This window comes from uncultured Shewanella sp., from assembly GCF_947501225.1.
GTDB lineage: Bacteria > Pseudomonadota > Gammaproteobacteria > Enterobacterales > Shewanellaceae > Shewanella.
Window position 1 is genome coordinate 1 of record NZ_CANMUW010000052.1, and the last position, 389, is coordinate 389.

Annotated in this window: 2 tRNA genes; both read left to right on the plus strand. The window is 49.9% G+C overall.

Annotation, left to right across the window (positions count from 1 at the left end):
* Positions 1-191 precede the first annotated feature (191 nt).
* Positions 192-268: transfer RNA gene (locus tag Q1B47_RS21880), tRNA-Arg, on the plus strand.
* 45 nt (positions 269-313) lie between these two features.
* Positions 314-387, plus strand: a tRNA-Arg gene (locus tag Q1B47_RS21885).
* Positions 388-389 lie beyond the last annotated feature (2 nt).

Here is a 389-nt window from a genome sequence, read left to right on the forward strand (position 1 = left end):
AAGGCGCTCCCCTGCTAAGGGAGTATGGGCTTTAAATCCCATCGAGGGTTCGAATCCCTCCCTCTCCGCCATTACAATCAAGCCCGTTGATGCAATCAACGGGTTTTTTTGTGGCTTATGCTGATTATGGCAGCCTATAATGTTAAGTCATATGCAGTGTAAACCGGTTTTTATCTGTAAAAGAAAGCGTTGCGCGTGTAGCTCAGCTGGATAGAGTACCTGGCTACGAACCAGGCGGTCGGAGGTTCGAATCCTCCCACGCGCACCATCTTCTTTGATTCGGTTTGAAAATTGGTTCCGGAATGATATATGTGCGGATGTAGCTCAGCTGGATAGAGTACCTGGCTACGAACCAGGCGGTCGGAGGTTCGAATCCTCCCATCCGTACC